Raw genomic sequence first — 16,837 nt, forward strand, 5'->3', positions numbered from 1 at the left:
ACTCCCTACTTGCTGTCGGGAGAGCTGGTCTTCTGCTCCGGGACCGAGGCCGTCGGGGGAGTGGCGGCCGTCTTCTTGGCGGCCGCCTTGCGGGCGGGCTTGTCCTCGTCCTGGCCGTCCTCGGGCTGCTCGTCCGAGTTCGCGTCCACGACGACGCCACCGCGCTCGGCAGCGCGCTCCAGCTCCTCGTCGGTGAAGGCGTGCGGCTTCTCGGTCTCGTTGGCGTAGTTCTGATAGATCGGGTCGACTCCGACGTAGTTCTCCACGCCGTCCCGGTTGTCCTCGGGGACGAGGTCTCGACCGTCGTAACTGTCGTCGGTCACGTTCACGAGCGACTTGTCCTGCTCGGCCATGAGCCGTTACTCCTTCGCGAAGTGGTGCGCGCCGGGGGACCGCCCGACGCGCACCACGGGTGAGATCCGGTCAGCCGCGCTGGCCGGGCTTGACGACGGTCTTGCCCTTCACGCCGACCAGGCGAGTAGAGGGCGTGAAGCCTCGGGCCGGGCGACCGGAGCCGCTGGTGCGCGGGGACTTCACCGTGCGGGTGACGGTTCCGTCAGAGTTGCGAGCCATCTTGCGCCTCCTTACGGCATCACGATCGGCGCGGGCAGAGTCACGTCGACCGCGAAGGTCAGGTCCATGTGCGGGAAGATCGGGAACGCCTTGACGCCGGTACCCCGGTCCTGGCCCCACGGGTCGACCGTCGAGCGCTCCCACTCGTAGAAGCCGGACTGCCAGTTGCCCTCGGGGTGGGGGCTGGTCAGGGTCTTGCCGAAGCCCAGCGCCGTGTCGTCGAACTCGGCGATGTCGGCCTCGTCCGGCAGGAGCAGCATCCGGTCCTCGGGGAAGAACCGCGTGCTGGTGGTGACCGTCGAGCCCAGCGGCCGGGTGCGGTAGACCGAGTCGTACTCGATGAACTGCACCTGGCAGGCGCGCTCCACGATCTGCACCGCCGAGTCCGGACCCCAGCCGTCGGTCAGGTAGTTGATGTCGACTGGGACGTTCGGAGTGCCTCCGACGACCATGCCGGTGGCGCGGGCGATGAACCGGTCCGAGTTCATGAACGAGTTGAGCAGGCGGCGGCTGGCGAGGATGCGCCTCATGCGTACGCCGTACGTGTCGAACATGTACTGCTGGATGCGCATGATGTCGCCGATCGGGTCGTGCCCGACACCCGAGTAGTCCAGCCGGTTCGCGCCGGTGAGGATCTGGTTCGCCGGTCGACCGAAGTCGACGTTGAACTTGATCTTGCCGTCGTTGTAAGCGATGCCGCCGGTGGCGAGGGCCGTCATGATAAGCCACTCGATCCGGTTGTCGAGACGCCGACGACGCCGGGCGTCGTCTCGCGCGACTCGCGCCTGGAAGCCGTCGAGGATGTTCGTGACGGTGGTCGGCAGCTGGCCGCTGCTCGCGAGCTGCTGCGCGATCTCCAGCGCGTCGCGGAACCGCGAGACGTCGGACGGGCGGTAGTGGTCCTTCTGGGCCCAGTCGATGATCGAGGCACGGCCCTCGCCGCCCCACGTCTCATCCTTCATGGCCAGCTCGGACTCGGCGTCCTCGGCGCGCGCCGGGGCCATGCCCTCCGAGAACCCGTTCAGGTACTGGAAGGTGACGTCGTCCGACTCGACCTGCATCCACGGCGCGAGCTGCAGACCGATGTGGTTCTGCGGCGGGACGATCTCGCGGATGACGCCGAGGGCGACTTCCTTGCGGACCAGTCGGTCCTGGGGGATCACGCCCTGCGCGAAGTTCGAGAAGAATCCCGAGTACTTCGAGAGCGTCGCACTTCCCGTGTTCAACTCGTTCTCCTACTCAGTGGAAGCGGATGTCGACGCCCTTGCCGCCGCGCATCGCGTCAGCCGTGGCGTTCGTCAGGGCCACGCTGGTGCCGTCGGCTACCAGCTCCTTGCACCAGCCCTGCACGGCCGTGCACTCGTAGACCACGCCGACCTCGACGTCGCGCTCCAGGAGCTGCCAGGGCAGGAAGGTGTCGTTCAGGCCGACGATGTTCGCCGTGTCGGCTCGTCCGTCGGTCGCACCGGCCTGGAACGGGCCGATCTTGCCCGCGTCCGGCCCGGAGGTGATCTTGGCCATCACGACGCCTCGGTCGAGGATCTTCTGGTCCGAGCCGTCGAAGACGGTGGTGACCGGGACCGAGTTGTGAGCGACGGTGTAGCTCTCGTACTTTACGTCCTGCGTCGAACGCAGGAACTCGTTCACCCCGAACGGAGGCCGCAGGTTCTGGCCACCCTTTACGAAGTCTGCCATGCCTAACTCCTCAGATGGCGGCGGTCGGGTCGAGGGCGACGAGTTCCTTGTACGAGGCGCTCGCCTTGATCTCGTCGGGCGAGGCACCGCGGGACTGGTGCATCGACACGACGCTGCGCAGGGTCATGACGCGAGCCGCATTGGCCTCGTCGGCGGGCTGGCCAGGCTCGCTCTGGGTGCCGGTACCGGCCGCGTGGTTCGCGAGCACGGGCGAACCCGGCTGCGCCTCCATCGCGGTCTTCCAGGACTGGAACTGCTCGTCGTTCAGCGTCTTGGCGAAGGCCGTGAGCGACTCGAGCTGGCTCGCGAGGATCTTGCCCTCCTTCGCCATGCTGGTGACGAAGGCGACTCGACCGGCGGCGATGCTCTCGGCGCGGAAGGTCTCCAGGCCGGTGATGTGCGCCTGGACGGCGGCCGGGTCGGTGATGGTCTGGCCATTGATCGAGAAAGCGAACGGCTGGGCCGGGGCGGCGTGCTGCTGCACCGGGGCCGGGGGCGGCGTCACCGGCGCACCCTGAGTCGGCGGCGTCACTCCGCTCTGGCCGGAAGCCTGTCCGGCGTTCTTGTCCGAAGACTCCGTACCACTCACGGAGAACCCCTTTTCGGTCAGTACTACGAAACTACGTGCGTTCGACTTGCTGAAGCCCGACACCGAATTGAGGCCCTCGACGGCCGGGATGTCCACGAAGGCGAACCCCATGTATGTGGGCCAGAACGTCGCCTCGTCGTTGGTGGTGTACTCTCCCACCTCCGACGACCGGTTGCGGAAGGTTCCGTTCTCGTACTTGGCTCGCGCTTCGGGATCGGTGATCTCGTAGTGCGCCAGCAGGAACGTCTCCTTCGAGCCGGTGTGCGTCTCCAGCTCGCGCGCCTCCAGGTCGGTGTGCCAGCCGACAACACCGCCAGCTCCCGGAACGCCGTTGACCAGGAAGCCTGGGTGGCCGTCGCGGACTGGTACGTCTCCGAACAGTCCACGGTCGCGCAGCATCTTGTAGTGCGCGACCATCTGGTCCATGTGCAGGCCTTCCCAGGTGTGCTGGAAGCCCATGCTGTCCCGGAAGGTTCCCGACCGAAAGACCGGCTGGCCGGACACGACGAGTACTCCGTTGTCCTTGCGGTAGACCTCGGGCTTTACGCCAGCGAGGATACCGCCGGAGAACAGAGCAACGTTCATCCGTGCGCCGGGAGCGAGTGTGTCAGTCATCTCGATCAGCTACTTTAGCCATAGCCCCTCCTGGGCGTCCACTATCGACGGCGGTTAGCACGTCGTCGCAGGAAAGTGAAACTCCCTGCACCTCTGAGAACTGCGGCGGTTTAGCCCGCTCCGCAATTCTGATCCTGTGCCACCTGAAGCATTCGCGGCACTGCATCAGCGTCTCACCTTGCAAGATGAGCAGATTGCCGTAGATGCGCTTCTGCTTGTAGACCTTGACGTGCACGTACGCCTTGCCGTCTACCGTCAGGCCGTAGGTCGCCAGTAGCGGCTGTCGCGAGCAGAAGCACCTCATTGAATTCTTGGTGCGAGCTTCGGTACTCAAACGGTCCCCTTTTCCAGGTGCGCCACCCAGAGGTCTACGAGGGACTTGATGCAGTCAGCGCCCGAGTTCTTGTCGTGAGACTCCATCGTTACGAAATCCGTAACGAAAATGGTGACAGTGTCCACGAGTGCCGCGTACGCTGCCAGCGGGTCGTCAACCTCGCCCTCCAGCGCGGCGACCATCTGTGCCTGGTATCCGAAGTCAAGACTCAACTCCGGGAGCCGGTTCTCGCGCAGGGCCTTCTCGTACTGCGCCACCAAGCGATCCTTGATGAGTCCCGCAACACGCGACGCCTGCTTAATCCCCTTGGGTGCAGTGCCTCGATCCCGACCTACGCGAGTGTCCTTCTTCGGAGTCGTGCCGGGGTCCGCCGGGGGGTCCTGTGTGGGGTCCTGGGAGGGGTCGTTAGCGGGCGCAGCGGGGGGTTGGGTCACCTCTCGGACCTCCTCCACGCGCATCCCCACCGCTTGGCCGAGATCCTCGAGGTTCACCTTGGCGGAACCCTGTCGAACCATCTCGGTCAAGATGGCACGGAGCGTCTCCTGAGCCTGCGTGCCCAGCTTGCGGAACCTGATTCGCGCGTCCGGAGCCCGCTCGCCGAAGTTGTAGTTCTTGAGTGGCTTCAGAACGTACTTGTCAATGTACTCGGCCCAGTCACCTGAGATGGCATTCAGCATCCACAGGTACACCTGGGTCTGTCCGGTGCCGAGGTTATAGCTGCCCACGTCCGCCGTGCGAAGCACAAGCAGCGGCGTAAACAGTGCCAGCGACATCTCCTCATCCAGGCGAGTCATGTACCGTTCAAAGTCGGCACCACGCATCTGCGATTCGAGGTACTCGATCGCATACTCGGGGTTACCGTCCTCGTCGCGATCGGAGGGCAGAACCACGACAGACCTGTTGCGGAAGTTCGAGAGGATCTGCCGCATCGCCTCGTTGCCCTTGATGGTCGAGCCGCCGATGTCGACCTCGGTGTCATACGGCGCGCGACCAATCGGGACCGGCTCACCAAAGCGCTCGTAGTACCGGTTCGCGAACAGATGCATGAGCATGCTGAAGAAGTACGGCTGAAAGGCAGACCGTAGCAGCTTGCGCCCATAGTAGTCGCCGTTCTCGCTGAGTACTGGATACCAGAGAGTGTTGTCGACTGGGATCGGCCAGGGTGCTCCGAACTGCTGGATGCCGTCGTAGATCTTGATCTTCGGCGGGATCGTATTCTTTCCCGGCGGACGCCAACCCTCGACCTCTTTCCAGTTGACCCGGCACTCCTCGGGTACAAGATCCTTCACCTTGGCGAGCTGGACAGCCCGGCCGTCGATGTCGTTCTCGTACTGCAGGATCATCGGCGAGTATCCCGCCCAGAAGGCCTGCGAGAGTCCGCGCACCAGCCGCGTCCAGACCTTGTTCAGGTTGTCCTGGCAGAATGTCGCGATCTTCCTGTTGTCGCACTCGATCGTGAACTCCAGCTGATGGAGCATGAACGTGAGTACAGACAGCGACGCCTGGATCTGGTAGTGGTCGCGCATCTGCCGATAGTCGGCTAGCGTCAGCTTGCTGAGGTCAAACTGGAGGAAGCCGCCGCCGGGGAGGCTATACATGTACAGGTCATCTCGACCTGCCCAGTTGCCGAACTTCTCGCCGAGGATGGGCGGGCTTGCCTTCTTGAAGTTGGTCGCCGACTGCATCGGCCTGCCGTACTGATCGAGCAGCATGATTCTCCGGTTCCCGGACGACAGCAGCAGCCGAGTCATTCGAGTCAGCCTTAGCCGAGGGCCAGAAGCGAGTGAAGGCCCGACAGGCGTCTGCCTGTCGGGCCTTCACTGTATGGATCGGGAGTCCGGCGTGTCACTCACCTAGCGTCGCGAACCCTGATAACCCCGGTTATCACCGACGCCTTGGAGGCATCGCACCTAGGCCGAGCAGTCCCAGCGGCGAGTCTGGAGGTAGCGGTGCGTGCAGGCCGCCGCCACGCACGGCTGGGTGATCGAAGCCGTTACCAAAGTCGAAGTCGTTCTCCTCCTTGACAGGCACCACCTCACCCATGGCGATAGGCGAGGCTCCGCGAGCGTAAGTGCGCTCACCCATCAGGGTGTAAACGACTCCCGCCATGGCGTCAGCTACGTCCTTACTGCCGTTCGGCGGGTGGTCGATCTTCTTGCCCGTGTCCGTCAGCTCGGTCAGTTCCTTGATGGCGATCTGCACCTGCTGATCTGCGCCGGACTTGATGTACGTGAAGTACGGCGGAAACTCCAGGCGGCCCTCATAGATGGCCTCGCGCAGATCCTCGTACGGTGCCTTGTTGCGGTCGACCGACAAGTACTCGGCACGGAAGCGCCGTCGCTTCAGTTGCTGCATGGTATCGGTCGACTGAAAGCCATCCATAGTCACGGCGCGGATCTTGAACTTCCGATCGTCTCGGAGGTTGTAGATCAGGTGTCGGATCTCTTGGAGTAGGATCTCAGTGCCCGGTGCCGCCTTGATGCGGTACAGCATGTCGATGATGATGTAAGGCTTACTCTCGCCGTCGATATCCTTGACGGCACTCACGTGCCCCATCGCCAGGCCGAGCGCGTCACCGTCTCCCGAGACTGCGATGTCGATGTGGATAGCTCGCTTAAGTGAGTCCATACACGTGAACCACGTCGCCAGCTTCGGCCGAGTGGGAGAGTCGGACACTGGCGAGCCGATACCCGAGTTACGCTCTTGCCACTTGTCGACACAGTCGTCGATCCGATCGACCAACGAGATGAACGGGTCCTCGGTGGCAGGCGGGATACCAGCCAGATCGCGCAGGGCCTTCTCGGGATTGTTCTCGAAGCTCTTGCGGTAGACCGTCGGGATCTCGATGAGGTTTTCGTTCTCGATGATGTCGACCACGCCGGTCGGAACGATCTTTTTGCGGCGAGTGTCATACCAGAAGCTGTCGCGCTCGCCGTTCGGCTGAAGAAACCTGTCCCAGCCGAGCGACTCCCAGATCGCCATTCGCATCGTGTAGGCGTTCTCGGGGTCAGCCTTGAACTCGTCGTACTTACGCTTGGCGAACCCGTCGCCTTTCTTCATTTGCCCGATGACAAGCAAAAAGCCACGATCTTGGAAACGCGAGTCGATACGAGAGTTAATCGTATCGAAGCCGACGTCTGCGTAATCCTTATCCTGGGTCTGCTTGTGCGAGTCGGCTTCCTCTAGGATGCCGCCGAGGATGTTGTAGCCCTCGAAGCTGGTTTCCGTACTGTCGCCCGGTACGATCCAGACATCCTTCGGAAACTTGATCATCTTGCTGTACTTGGTGTCGTACGGGTAGTTGTTGACGAACCAGTCGGCGTGCTTGATGCGCGCGAAGATATCACCGAAGGCGACGTCGATGACCTGCTTCGCCGAGGTCGACATCTGCATAAATGCAATACGCGAACCAGGGAGCAGGTTGAAGTAGCCCTGTGGATCTCGCAGGCACAGCACCCAGTGCACCATGTACGGCAGGATGATCGAAGCGATCGTTGTCTTGCCGATGCCAATGCCGCCGGTCCACATGCCCCAGCGGAACTTGGCGATCCGGTCGCCGTTCACCTCGTCACCGAAGATGTCGACAAGCGACTGCTTGATGCCGGGACGGATGCGCGACTCGATGTCCAGGTAGCCCGGCCCGATGAACTCAAGGATGCTCGCAGGCTTCTGATCGAAGTGTGGATACTTCTTCAACCAGGCGAGGTCGCGTGCAATCTTAGCGGCGTCCACCGCTCACCTCCACAGGGAGGAGCGGCTTCTGGCACATGACGCAAGTCCACCGCATCCTTGCGCGCCGCTCGACCCTGCGAATGTGCGACTCGCTAACGCGCTGCTTCATGCCGTACTCGCACTTGCAGAGTCCATCGTCAGTCACGAGAGATGACCTGCCCCTCGATGGCGGCCGTCGGCGTAGCCTGGCCAGACATGCCCTCCAGGACGCCCTGGATCATCTCGGGCGTGATCTGCTCGCGGGGGATACCCTTGGACTCCAGCTCGCGCACGATGGCACCCATGAGCTGGTTGGGATTGCCAGCCATCACAGCAGCCTGACCGCCTGCGCCGACTCCGACGTTGACGTTGACCTTGGGGCCACCGTTCAGCGTGGGGTCGATAAGCTTGGCGAGCTTCACGCCGTTAGCGAACAGGTTGTTCAGCATCTTGCTGACTTCAGGGTTCAGCTCATCGAACTGTCGCTCCTCGTCGCGGCCCTGCTCGACCCGCTCGGACTGGATCTCCAGGATGCGACCCAGGCCGTCGATAATCTGATCGCTACTTCGACTGCCGAACAGCTTCGCCAGCTGACTGGTTTCAGACTGAGGCACGGAACACACCGCCCCTTCGCGGAAGGACTTGCAGTTGTCAGCCAGGCTGCAGTTGTCGCAGTGGAAGTAATCGCCCTCCTTGGCCGCCAGGCCGTTCTTCGTCAGGCCCTTCCGGCTGCGGTAGCTATCCTGCGAGACGACTGGCAGGGCATAGGAAGCCGTCGGGGTGGTGGTGTCGGTGCCACCTCCCGAGATTCCTGCGTTGGCACGCATCTGCTCCAGCACGAACTCGGCACGTTCGAGTTCTTCGGGGCTCATCTCATCTCGCCGAGCCTCGATCGCCAGGATCGCTTCCGTGAGGCCATCGTCAACAAGCGTGCCCTTGCCGTAGACGCGGTACTGAACATCCTTGCGAAAGTTGGCACCAGCCCACAATACTGATCGGATGTTGTAGATGCACCGATTGCGGGGGATCGCCAGTTCGCCAGGACGCATCCCGAGCATCGTCGCCCAGTGGGCGTGGGCTGCGAGTCGCTCAAACGGCATCTCACGACCGGCTGGTGTGACGACCTTGCCCTTCTGGGCGGTCGTGCGCGCCTCGTAGTCGACGGCACGCAGCGGCTGGCCGAACATGAGTCGGTAGCCGTACAGACCGTGCAGGTGGATAATGCAGTCGGTGAACTCTTGCTGGATATCGACCAGCATCTTGAGGAACGCTCGACTGCCCGCCTGTCGCATGTTGGGCACATCACTGATGACGATGCGGTGCTCTTGACCGAGTACCGGCCGCTGGTCCAGGGGGATGGACTTGTCGTTGCACAGATCCTCGTCCTGCCCTGCAGGGTACTCGGCGAGCGTCTCCAACTTCGAAGGGTCTTCGCCGTAGCAGTAGGTCGGATAAACTGCGCTCGGCTTGCCGTACTCATCGCCAGGCGTGTACTCTGCGGTGCCCTGCGGGCCGATGGCGAGTACCCGCCAGGGGAGCTGCGGCATATACAGCTCGGCGTGCTTGCATGGGTCGATACGCTTCTTGACGAGGTATCCGCGATCCCAGGCGATCATGCCGACGCCTACCTCCGCCAGCTCGCGGACATAGGCGTCTGGATTGCGGAACCACACCTCCGTCGGAAAGTCGTGCTCGATCCCGGCATCCAGGGTCATCTCTACACCATCCCGAAACGTGGCCTAGTCCGGGAGGCTAACTGCGGTGTTCCCTATGGGTCTACCATCAAACCTCGGGAGGCGCGGGACCGAAAAGGGATCGCAAGTCGCAACTGGATGCAGAAAAAGGCGAAGGCCGGGTGCTTGATTGGAACTTCGGGGTCCGACTCCCGAAGACCAGCACCCGGCCTTTCTGCGTCATCGCCTGGGGGCGGCAGCTTGCCTAGACTCCACCGGTCCTCATGGAGCTGGCAGCATGAAACGCATCGCCAGGATGGTACCCGACCCTAGGGCGATCCGGCAACGGCGCGCCGGTTGTCTATGTCACAACCGACGTGTACGATCACGGTGAGCCATCAACATGGTGGTACCACACAACATTATCGGTCGCGTCCGACACAAGACCGAAATAGACCTGGGGGCTTCTCTTGACAGAAGTCGCTAGCCTGGAAGGGACTTACGAGTGGCAGGTCGCTGGTCTGCTCGGTAAGCTCTTCGTGCAAAGGCGAGATGCGAAAGCTGAACAAAACAAGATCAACGGGGCTTTCCACCGGTGCACCGTCAGTCGTCGAGACGACCGCGATGTCCCGATCAAGATGCCTGATGTGATCTCGCACATCCGGGGGGAACGTTCCTTCGGTCACTACTTGCTCGACAGCGAGAACATGTGTCGAGTGTTTGCGCTGGACATCGACCTGCGCAAGACGGTCCAGAAGTATCCGTACATCGACGCCAACGGCGAGACGCATCTCTACGAGTACATCCCGCGCGAGGCGTGGCAGGATCGCTCCCACCCGTCGCGGACCTGGACCAAGCTCTGCCTGCGCGTGCTGGCTGAGCACTTCGCCCGAATCATCATGGGCGACTTCGAGCTGCCGTGCCTGGTGTCGTACTCGGGCAGCAAGGGGCTGCATGTCTACGGCTTCTTCGACAAGCCCGTACCGGCTGCGGACGCCCGCGAAGGTGCCATCATGGTACTGGAGCAGTCCGAGCTTTTCCGTCCCATGAGGGGCAAGAGCTTCTACGACGCGATCAACCAGGACCCCATCGAGGGCTACCCGCAGCTCGACGTCGAAGCATACCCGAAGCAGGAAAAGAAGAACTCAGACGGGTACGGAAACCTCATGCGCCTCCCGCTCGGCAGGAACTTCAAGGCCGCGCACCCGAAGGAGATCTCCTTCTTCGTGGACCTTTCCGCGCCCGGCGAGGCACTCCAGCCCATCGATCCATTGCTCGCCCTGCAGACGCGAGATCCCTGGATCATGTCGCGCCTCCCGCAGCAGACGGGAGTGTAGGCCGATGTCGCAGACGAAGTTTGACGAAGTTCTCGCAAAGCGTCGTGCGGCAAAGGAGAAGGAACGCGCAAGTGTCGGTGACGAGATCATCGGCATCTACGGAAACGGCCTCCGCGATAACGCGGGCGACTGGTACCGCAATGACGGCAAGACCAAGACCGAAGAGCAGTCGAAGCCACCGGCTGCCTTCGTCGCTATGGACGTGCCGCAGCTGCCTGAGTATGAGCGGTCGCCTGCCGACGAGCAGCTCGACGGAATCATCAAGGCGATGCCGATCACTACCGCGTATAAGCGCTGGATCGGCAAGGGTGAGCCCGAGAAGCGCTGGGACGGCCAGACCGAGAGCATCATGCTCAGGTGCCCGTTTCCGCACCACGTAGACAGTCATCCGTCTGCGTGGTGCAACACGGACAAGAACGTCTGGTACTGCGATCCGTGCGATTACGGCGGAGACATCTACGACCTGGCAGCCATCAGGTTTGGCTACCCGGTACCCGGCTACAAGACGACACCTGGTGCATTCCAGGCGTTGCGTGCCGACATGGCGGCAGACTTCGGCATCCAGATTATCAAGGGTCTGAACGGCAAGGAATACGCCGTCTCGGGCGGAGATGACACCACAGCACTTCCCAAGCAGGAAGCTGCGGTCCCGACGCCTCGAACGGCTAATGGGGATGGAGTCCACAAGGGATTTCAGATCCCAGGCGTTAAGCCCATTAGCGTCACCTTGCCGGGTCAGGCGGTGCCGTCTACGCCTCCGCCGGTCGCGCCTCCGCCTGTAGCGCCTCCGGTACAGACTGCACCTCCAGTGCAGCCTGCCCCTGCGGCACCTCCGGTACAGCCGCCGCCCGTGGCTGCTCCGATTCCGGCACAGAAGACTACGCCTCCTGCTCCGACTCCTCCGGTTACGCCTCCGGTGGAGGAGAAGCCTGCCGAGGCACCTCCTGCGCCACCCTCGCCCGCATCGATCGAGATGCCTGCCGGATTCAAGATTCCCGGCTTTACGCCTATCTCGATTCCGGCTGGTAGCCCGCTGGGGACGGCTCCACCGCCTACGCCAGCTCCTACCGGCCTGGTCACTCCAGCCGAGCCTAAGATCATCGTGCCGAGCATCATCACTCCGACGGAGGGGATGCTCAAGAAGTTCGGGCTCACGGCAGCCGGAGACGACAGCGGAGACGACGACAGTGGAGTGTTCCTCGACTGGCGCAACATCACGCCGCCCGAGAGCTTCCTCGGTCAGTACATGGATCACTTCACGGTCGATGACGTGCCGGAGGAGTACCACTACTTCAGCGCACTGGCTGCGCTGAGCCTGGCTATCGGACGCGACCTGGCCCTGCACGACAAGCGCCCGGTCATGGCGAACATCTTCCTCTGTCTGTGTGGGCCGACGGGAGACGGCAAGTCCGATGCCAAGCGGTACGCCACCGAGCTGGTTCGCCAGGCGCTGCCGTTCGCCGAGGATGACCCCGGCAACAAGGGCGTCAAGCGAGTCTCCAATCCCGGCTCGGGCGAGTACATGGTGAAGGAGTTCGAGAAGCTCCTCAAGGACCCGCTGACCAACCAGGTCATCGGCCAAGCGCCAGTGCGCGGCATCGTAGACTTCGAGGAGTTTGCGACGCTGATGCACCGCACCAGCAACAAGGGTGCGACGCTGGCGCAGTTCATGATCGAATTCTTCGACGCCAGTAAGGAAGTGAGTACCGGCTCACTGACCAACAATAAGGCGACCGCTCGCGAGCCCTTCGCTACGACGTTCTCGTCCACCCAGCCGGAGGTGCTCAATACGCTGGTGAACGACTCGCATCTGCGAAGCGGGTTCCTGAATCGCTGGATGTTCGTCACCGGTAAGCACAAGCAGTACATCCCACTCGGTGGTGAGATTCTAGAGGTCGATCCGCTCATCAAGCCGCTCCAGCGAATCTTTGGCTGGGCCGGTACGCGATCGACATCAGAATCCATCATCCAGTGGGAGCGCCCTGCCTTCGATCAGGCGGCCGAGTTCCTCATGGAGGTCGTCCACCCGGCAAAGAAGGCTGACCGTAGCGGCGCAACCGCACGAATCGACCTGATGTACAAGAAGATGATCCTTCTACAGACGGTCAATCTCCATCGGGGGAAAGTGCCAGCTGACGCTGTTCAGATGGCCAACGAAATGTACAAGTATCTCGTGTTGACCTACGGGATGCTCGACCAGGCAGTGAACAAGGCCGACGACAGCGAACTTCGTGAAGTCGTGTCGCGAGCCATTCTGTCGATCCACGCCTCGACGGGGAAGCCACCCTCGGCCAGGCAGATCATCCAGAAGATCGGTTCCAGGCGCTACACGCTGGAGCAGGTAGTTCGCTGCCTTCAGGCAATGGAGAAGATGGGACTCGTGGAAGAAATCCCACCTGTTCGCGGCGTGGGGCGACCCACCGTTCGCTACCAGATTATCGCGTCTGACTAGGGGGAGTCATGACTGCAATTACATTCACCCGGACAAGTAGCCTGACCATGGATACTCTGCTGCGCGAGATCGAGATGGAACTCGCCCAGGAAGAGTATAGCGGCCTTACCCACGGGAAGCCGTACGCTTACCAGAAAGGGTGTCGCGGGCATCTGTGCCGCTACACCGAGCGCACTCGACGCAGGGCAATCCGACACAAGGCAGCTACCGTCGACCTGCCGCGAGGTGTCCAGCCGGACACGCGACCTCGTGAAGAGCAGCGCTGGGACCTCATACTCGAATGCATTCGCCAGCACGTCTGTGCGAACGCATTTGATGACCTATCTCAGTTCATGAAGCTAGTTGAGGTTGTCATCACAAGAGAGACCCGCGCCCTCGATGTGCAGCGGCCCGTCGCGGCACTACAACGCTAGAGAGGGTCGAGGGGTCGTCTGGTTGTGATCGCACCGTGGAGCAGTGGACCAGACGACCCCTCGGGGAGGAGTGGAGAACCTGTCCTTGTCGACCCACCCGGCACTCAAGGCCCCCAACGGGTGGGGGCGCAGTTCTCCGCGTGCCGGGTGTCTTCGTTGCCGACGTCACTGAAGGTACACGAACCGTGACGGTGGTGCAACCCTAGGTGCAAGACGATTTGTCGACAAGTACCCGTTGCGGGGGTCGCAACGGGCTGCAACGGACATTACAGACAAAGGGGGGCTCATGGAAGCCGAGATTACCGAAGTCACCAAAACGCACATCGGCGTGAGGCTAGGCGTTGACGAGCTGCGAGTACTGGTGCATCGACTCGCCCCTGAGGGTTCTTTCCTCAAGCACATGGCGAGAGGACTCCTGCCGGACAATGACGAGGTCATCGCCGACGAGCTGTCCGAGCTACTGCGGCGGACGCATGACAGAAGTGAACTCGGTACCTGACTCATCGCGCAACAATCCGGCCTCTGCAAGCATGATGGCCTGATGTTCGGCCAATGACTTGCCCAGGTCGTCCCAGCCGCACAAGCAGCCACCTCGATGACGCTGATGGCGAACGAGAACCATCTCGACATCCCGCAAGGCCATAACTTCACTCCTAGCCTAGAAGTCGCGAAAGGCCAGACCCCGCGTGGACGGCAGGTCTGGCCTTTCGCTTTCTCTTCCACCTGTGTCGGCCTCGCGGATGAAGTCGGGGCCGAACACGCGCCTACTGGGGGTAGGCTGGGGAAGTTTATGGGACCTGCAAGGCTCTGAGGTGAAACTCGGCCTGCGGGGGGATGCAGGCCGCTTTACCCTTGGTCGGACCGGCATTTGACTCGGGGGGGTGAGTCACAACAGCAGCCGCAAAGGTAGTTCACCTCAGAGCCATGCAGCTCGCGGGGCAAGCAGCCCGCCTGGTTCACTGGCGACGGACGCCCCGACGAGGATGCGTGGGAGAACCCTCATGAGGCACCAGGCAGGCTGCGACCCGGTTGCGCGCTCGACAAACACGCAGGCTCAACGTACGTCGTTCAACCGCCGGAAAGCAAGCGTCCGGATGCATTGCGCCAGCGAACTATCACCCGGCGTGGCGGAAGTGTGTTCTAAGGTTTAGGCGGTTTTGCTGGGGGCACCCGTATGGGCTCGCCCGTGAACGCGTGACAGATACCGCAATACCCATACTTCACATCTTCTGGGTGATATGACACGGTCTGGCACACTGGACACCGGAAAGACGGTATACCTTGGGGCTTGTCCATGTCCGATTTATCCATGTATAACCCTTATCTATCCGGATAACCCTTTTGTAGGCCAGAAGGGCTAGGTGGGCCTCTAGCGGCTCTCTCTAGGCGGATCGGCCCCATAGGCACACTCGTGTCGCTCTCTAGCGAGAGGTGTCATGATGCATCGCCATGGGGCGCTTCCGGCGTGGGGGAGTGGTGCACGCCGCGCCCGGCCGCGCGGGACTAGGCCGTGACACTACTCGTAAATCTTGGTGTGAATGTAAAATTGACTCCCCATGACAGTCTCCTCGCGGGCGATTTCGGGTACTGGCCGGTCCGTGCCGTCGATGATGTACCTCATCTCGGTGAAGTCGAGCGGAACCTTCTCGCCCAGCTTCTGGATGAGGACGTAGATCGTACGCGCCATAAGACCTGCCTCGTCAGGCGGTACGACGCCATACATCGCTTCCTTGATGCGCTGGGCAGTTTCGGCCGGATCAGGCTCGGGTGGTACCACCTTCGGCGCTGGGCGACCAAAGCCGAAATCGTATTCACCCTCGTCGGTCTCGACGACAGCCAGCTCGGGAGGCACCTCGATCGGCTTGATGGGCTTCTTGGCGTGCTCCATCCATTCGTACGGCTTCTCGTACGGGATATTCAGTGGATCCTCCGGCAGGCGCGGCTCGGGGTGGAACTTGGACAAGTCTCGCGGCGGGTGCCCAGTGCTGCACTGCCCCTTAAAGTACTTGGCCATCACCTGACTGTATGTCGTGGAGCACTGAGGGCAGATCCACGTCCAGTCAATCATTCCGGCAACTCCCCAGCTTCCCAGGCGTCATCCCACTTCGAGTCCCCTGTTACCGGTACCTCGTCCATGGCGGTAACCGGCTCAGGCTGCGGCTCAGGTTCGGGCTCTGCCTCGATGTCAGCGTCTTCCTCGACCGGACCGCCATGCATGGCCTTCAGGAAGGCGATGGTGGCCTCGGGGCCGATCAGGCGGCGAATCTCGCGCACGATGCCCTGAGTCACATAAGTGCGCGCGTCATAGTCGGTGAGGGGCTTGTCGCCGCGCTGAGCGTACTCGAATACGTGGTTCACGACACTGATCAGTAGAGCCTGGATCTGCGGGTGCTCACGGAAGACGCCCTCGATGAACACGTCCACCTCGGCCTTGCGGATGGTGCGCGCCTCGTTGAGGCGCTTGCGTGCCCGTCGACGCTGTTCAGCTTCGAACTTGCGCAGCGTCTCCTGCGTTGCAAGTGGATTCTGACGCGGTCGACCACGCGATGCAGGCGCACTCGATTCGCCGTGTGTGCGTTGGAAATCCTCGAGTGTCGGCAAGCCGTCTGCCATGTCGGGGATCTCGAAGTGCGAGACCATCGAAACTCGGCCCTCCCTGTCCTATTTGGGCTAATTGCATTTCTGTAAGTGTGGATGAAACGGACATTGCGAATATCCATAAATTTAGCATAAAGGCACCGTGACCTGCAAGGATGTTTCCGTAATGTCCGCTTCGAACACATTCACCGATAATCGAGGGAAACGGACATACTTGCCATATCGGATGCATAATCAGAGTCAGTATTCGACGAGGCTGCACTTCAAAAATGCCTTGCCCGTGACGCCTTGCACCACAAACCACGCCTGCGGAACCGATTGAGGCTGTTTGTATAATCAAAAAATGGCGAGGCGGTGGCTAACTCTGCACTCCAACTAATTGACAAGGCTCCGACTGTAGTGCCCGACTGTCCGATTTTGTCCAATCTTATCACCTTCGTTCCTTTACACAAATTTTGCCATCTCTAATTATTTGGAATTTCGGAGCAGAAGCGCTCCGAAAAAAACTGCAGGTCAGGGGGATTTCGAGAGAATCGGGAGCAACGTGGTCGAAGCGGACATTTCGAAAACAAAACCGCAGGTCAGGGGCTTGTCAAATCGGATGGTAAAGAATTTCGATGATTTCGTAGACAGCCCCCCCGGCCCCAAGGGGGGCTGGGCACGCCTCGGTGGTCGGCCAGCGAGTAAGGCGCTGCGTCCTCTGAGTCGTCATCCATCCAGTCGTAGGCGGTTCGCTGAGTCATCATCCATCCAGTCGTTGGTTCTCCTGAGGCCTCATCCATCCAGTCGTTCAGATGCTCACGCGTGAAAGCGAAAAGAAATAAAAGTCTAAAGAAGAGGGGGGGGG

General features: G+C 61.6%; 14 protein-coding genes. 4 read left to right on the forward strand and 10 right to left on the reverse strand.

Annotated features, from left to right (window positions below):
- Nucleotides 1-5 precede the first annotated feature (5 nt).
- From ACFWJB_RS26180 to ACFWJB_RS26215, 8 genes are all read right to left on the reverse strand, one after another.
- Nucleotides 6-353 (reverse strand): hypothetical protein, encoded by a 348-nt coding sequence (locus ACFWJB_RS26180; protein WP_386925205.1) that lies wholly within the window; start codon nucleotides 351-353, stop codon nucleotides 6-8.
- A 70-nt stretch (nucleotides 354-423) separates the two neighbouring features.
- Nucleotides 424-573, reverse strand: coding sequence for a hypothetical protein (locus tag ACFWJB_RS26185; protein ID WP_383146518.1), 150 nt, complete (start codon nucleotides 571-573; stop codon nucleotides 424-426).
- Nucleotides 574-584: 11 nt separating this feature from the next.
- Complete coding sequence (locus ACFWJB_RS26190; protein WP_383146515.1) at nucleotides 585-1,799, reverse strand: major capsid protein; 1,215 nt, start codon at nucleotides 1,797-1,799, stop codon at nucleotides 585-587.
- Between the two features lie 13 nt (nucleotides 1,800-1,812).
- A complete protein-coding gene (locus ACFWJB_RS26195; protein ID WP_383146513.1) occupies nucleotides 1,813-2,268 on the reverse strand; it encodes a hypothetical protein in 456 nt (151 codons plus the stop codon).
- A 10-nt stretch (nucleotides 2,269-2,278) separates the two neighbouring features.
- Nucleotides 2,279-3,472 (reverse strand): hypothetical protein, encoded by a 1,194-nt coding sequence (locus ACFWJB_RS26200; protein WP_383146511.1) that lies wholly within the window; start codon nucleotides 3,470-3,472, stop codon nucleotides 2,279-2,281.
- A gap of 330 nt (nucleotides 3,473-3,802) precedes the next feature.
- Nucleotides 3,803-5,518 (reverse strand): hypothetical protein, encoded by a 1,716-nt coding sequence (locus ACFWJB_RS26205; RefSeq protein WP_386925208.1) that lies wholly within the window; start codon nucleotides 5,516-5,518, stop codon nucleotides 3,803-3,805.
- Between the two features lie 172 nt (nucleotides 5,519-5,690).
- Nucleotides 5,691-7,538 (reverse strand): hypothetical protein, encoded by a 1,848-nt coding sequence (locus ACFWJB_RS26210; protein WP_383146490.1) that lies wholly within the window; start codon nucleotides 7,536-7,538, stop codon nucleotides 5,691-5,693.
- Nucleotides 7,539-7,675: 137 nt separating this feature from the next.
- Nucleotides 7,676-9,232 (reverse strand): hypothetical protein, encoded by a 1,557-nt coding sequence (locus ACFWJB_RS26215; protein ID WP_383146492.1) that lies wholly within the window; start codon nucleotides 9,230-9,232, stop codon nucleotides 7,676-7,678.
- Between the two features lie 428 nt (nucleotides 9,233-9,660).
- Between ACFWJB_RS26215 and ACFWJB_RS26220 the strand changes: the two genes are divergently transcribed.
- From ACFWJB_RS26220 to ACFWJB_RS26235, 4 genes are all read left to right on the forward strand, one after another.
- Complete coding sequence (locus ACFWJB_RS26220) at nucleotides 9,661-10,527, forward strand: hypothetical protein (protein WP_386925210.1); 867 nt, start codon at nucleotides 9,661-9,663, stop codon at nucleotides 10,525-10,527.
- Between the two features lie 4 nt (nucleotides 10,528-10,531).
- Complete coding sequence (locus ACFWJB_RS26225) at nucleotides 10,532-12,979, forward strand: hypothetical protein (RefSeq protein ID WP_386925212.1); 2,448 nt, start codon at nucleotides 10,532-10,534, stop codon at nucleotides 12,977-12,979.
- 47 nt (nucleotides 12,980-13,026) lie between these two features.
- On the forward strand, nucleotides 13,027-13,392 hold the full coding sequence (locus ACFWJB_RS26230) for a hypothetical protein (protein ID WP_386925214.1): 366 nt from the start codon (nucleotides 13,027-13,029) through the stop codon (nucleotides 13,390-13,392).
- Between the two features lie 286 nt (nucleotides 13,393-13,678).
- Nucleotides 13,679-13,891: a hypothetical protein gene (locus ACFWJB_RS26235; protein ID WP_386925216.1), complete on the forward strand. Its 213-nt coding sequence runs from the start codon at nucleotides 13,679-13,681 to the stop codon at nucleotides 13,889-13,891.
- A gap of 1,017 nt (nucleotides 13,892-14,908) precedes the next feature.
- Here the strand turns inward: ACFWJB_RS26235 and ACFWJB_RS26240 are convergent.
- The gene (locus ACFWJB_RS26240) at nucleotides 14,909-15,406 is read right to left on the reverse strand and encodes a hypothetical protein (protein ID WP_383146668.1); all 498 of its coding nucleotides are present in this window, start codon (nucleotides 15,404-15,406) and stop codon (nucleotides 14,909-14,911) included.
- Nucleotides 15,407-15,456: 50 nt separating this feature from the next.
- Nucleotides 15,457-16,032 carry a hypothetical protein gene (locus ACFWJB_RS26245; protein ID WP_383146665.1) on the reverse strand — a complete coding sequence of 192 codons (576 nt, stop codon included), beginning with the start codon at nucleotides 16,030-16,032 and terminating at the stop codon, nucleotides 15,457-15,459.
- Nucleotides 16,033-16,837 lie beyond the last annotated feature (805 nt).

It is taken from the genome of Streptomyces sp. NPDC127100, assembly GCF_042724095.1.
Lineage (GTDB): Bacteria > Actinomycetota > Actinomycetes > Streptomycetales > Streptomycetaceae > Streptomyces.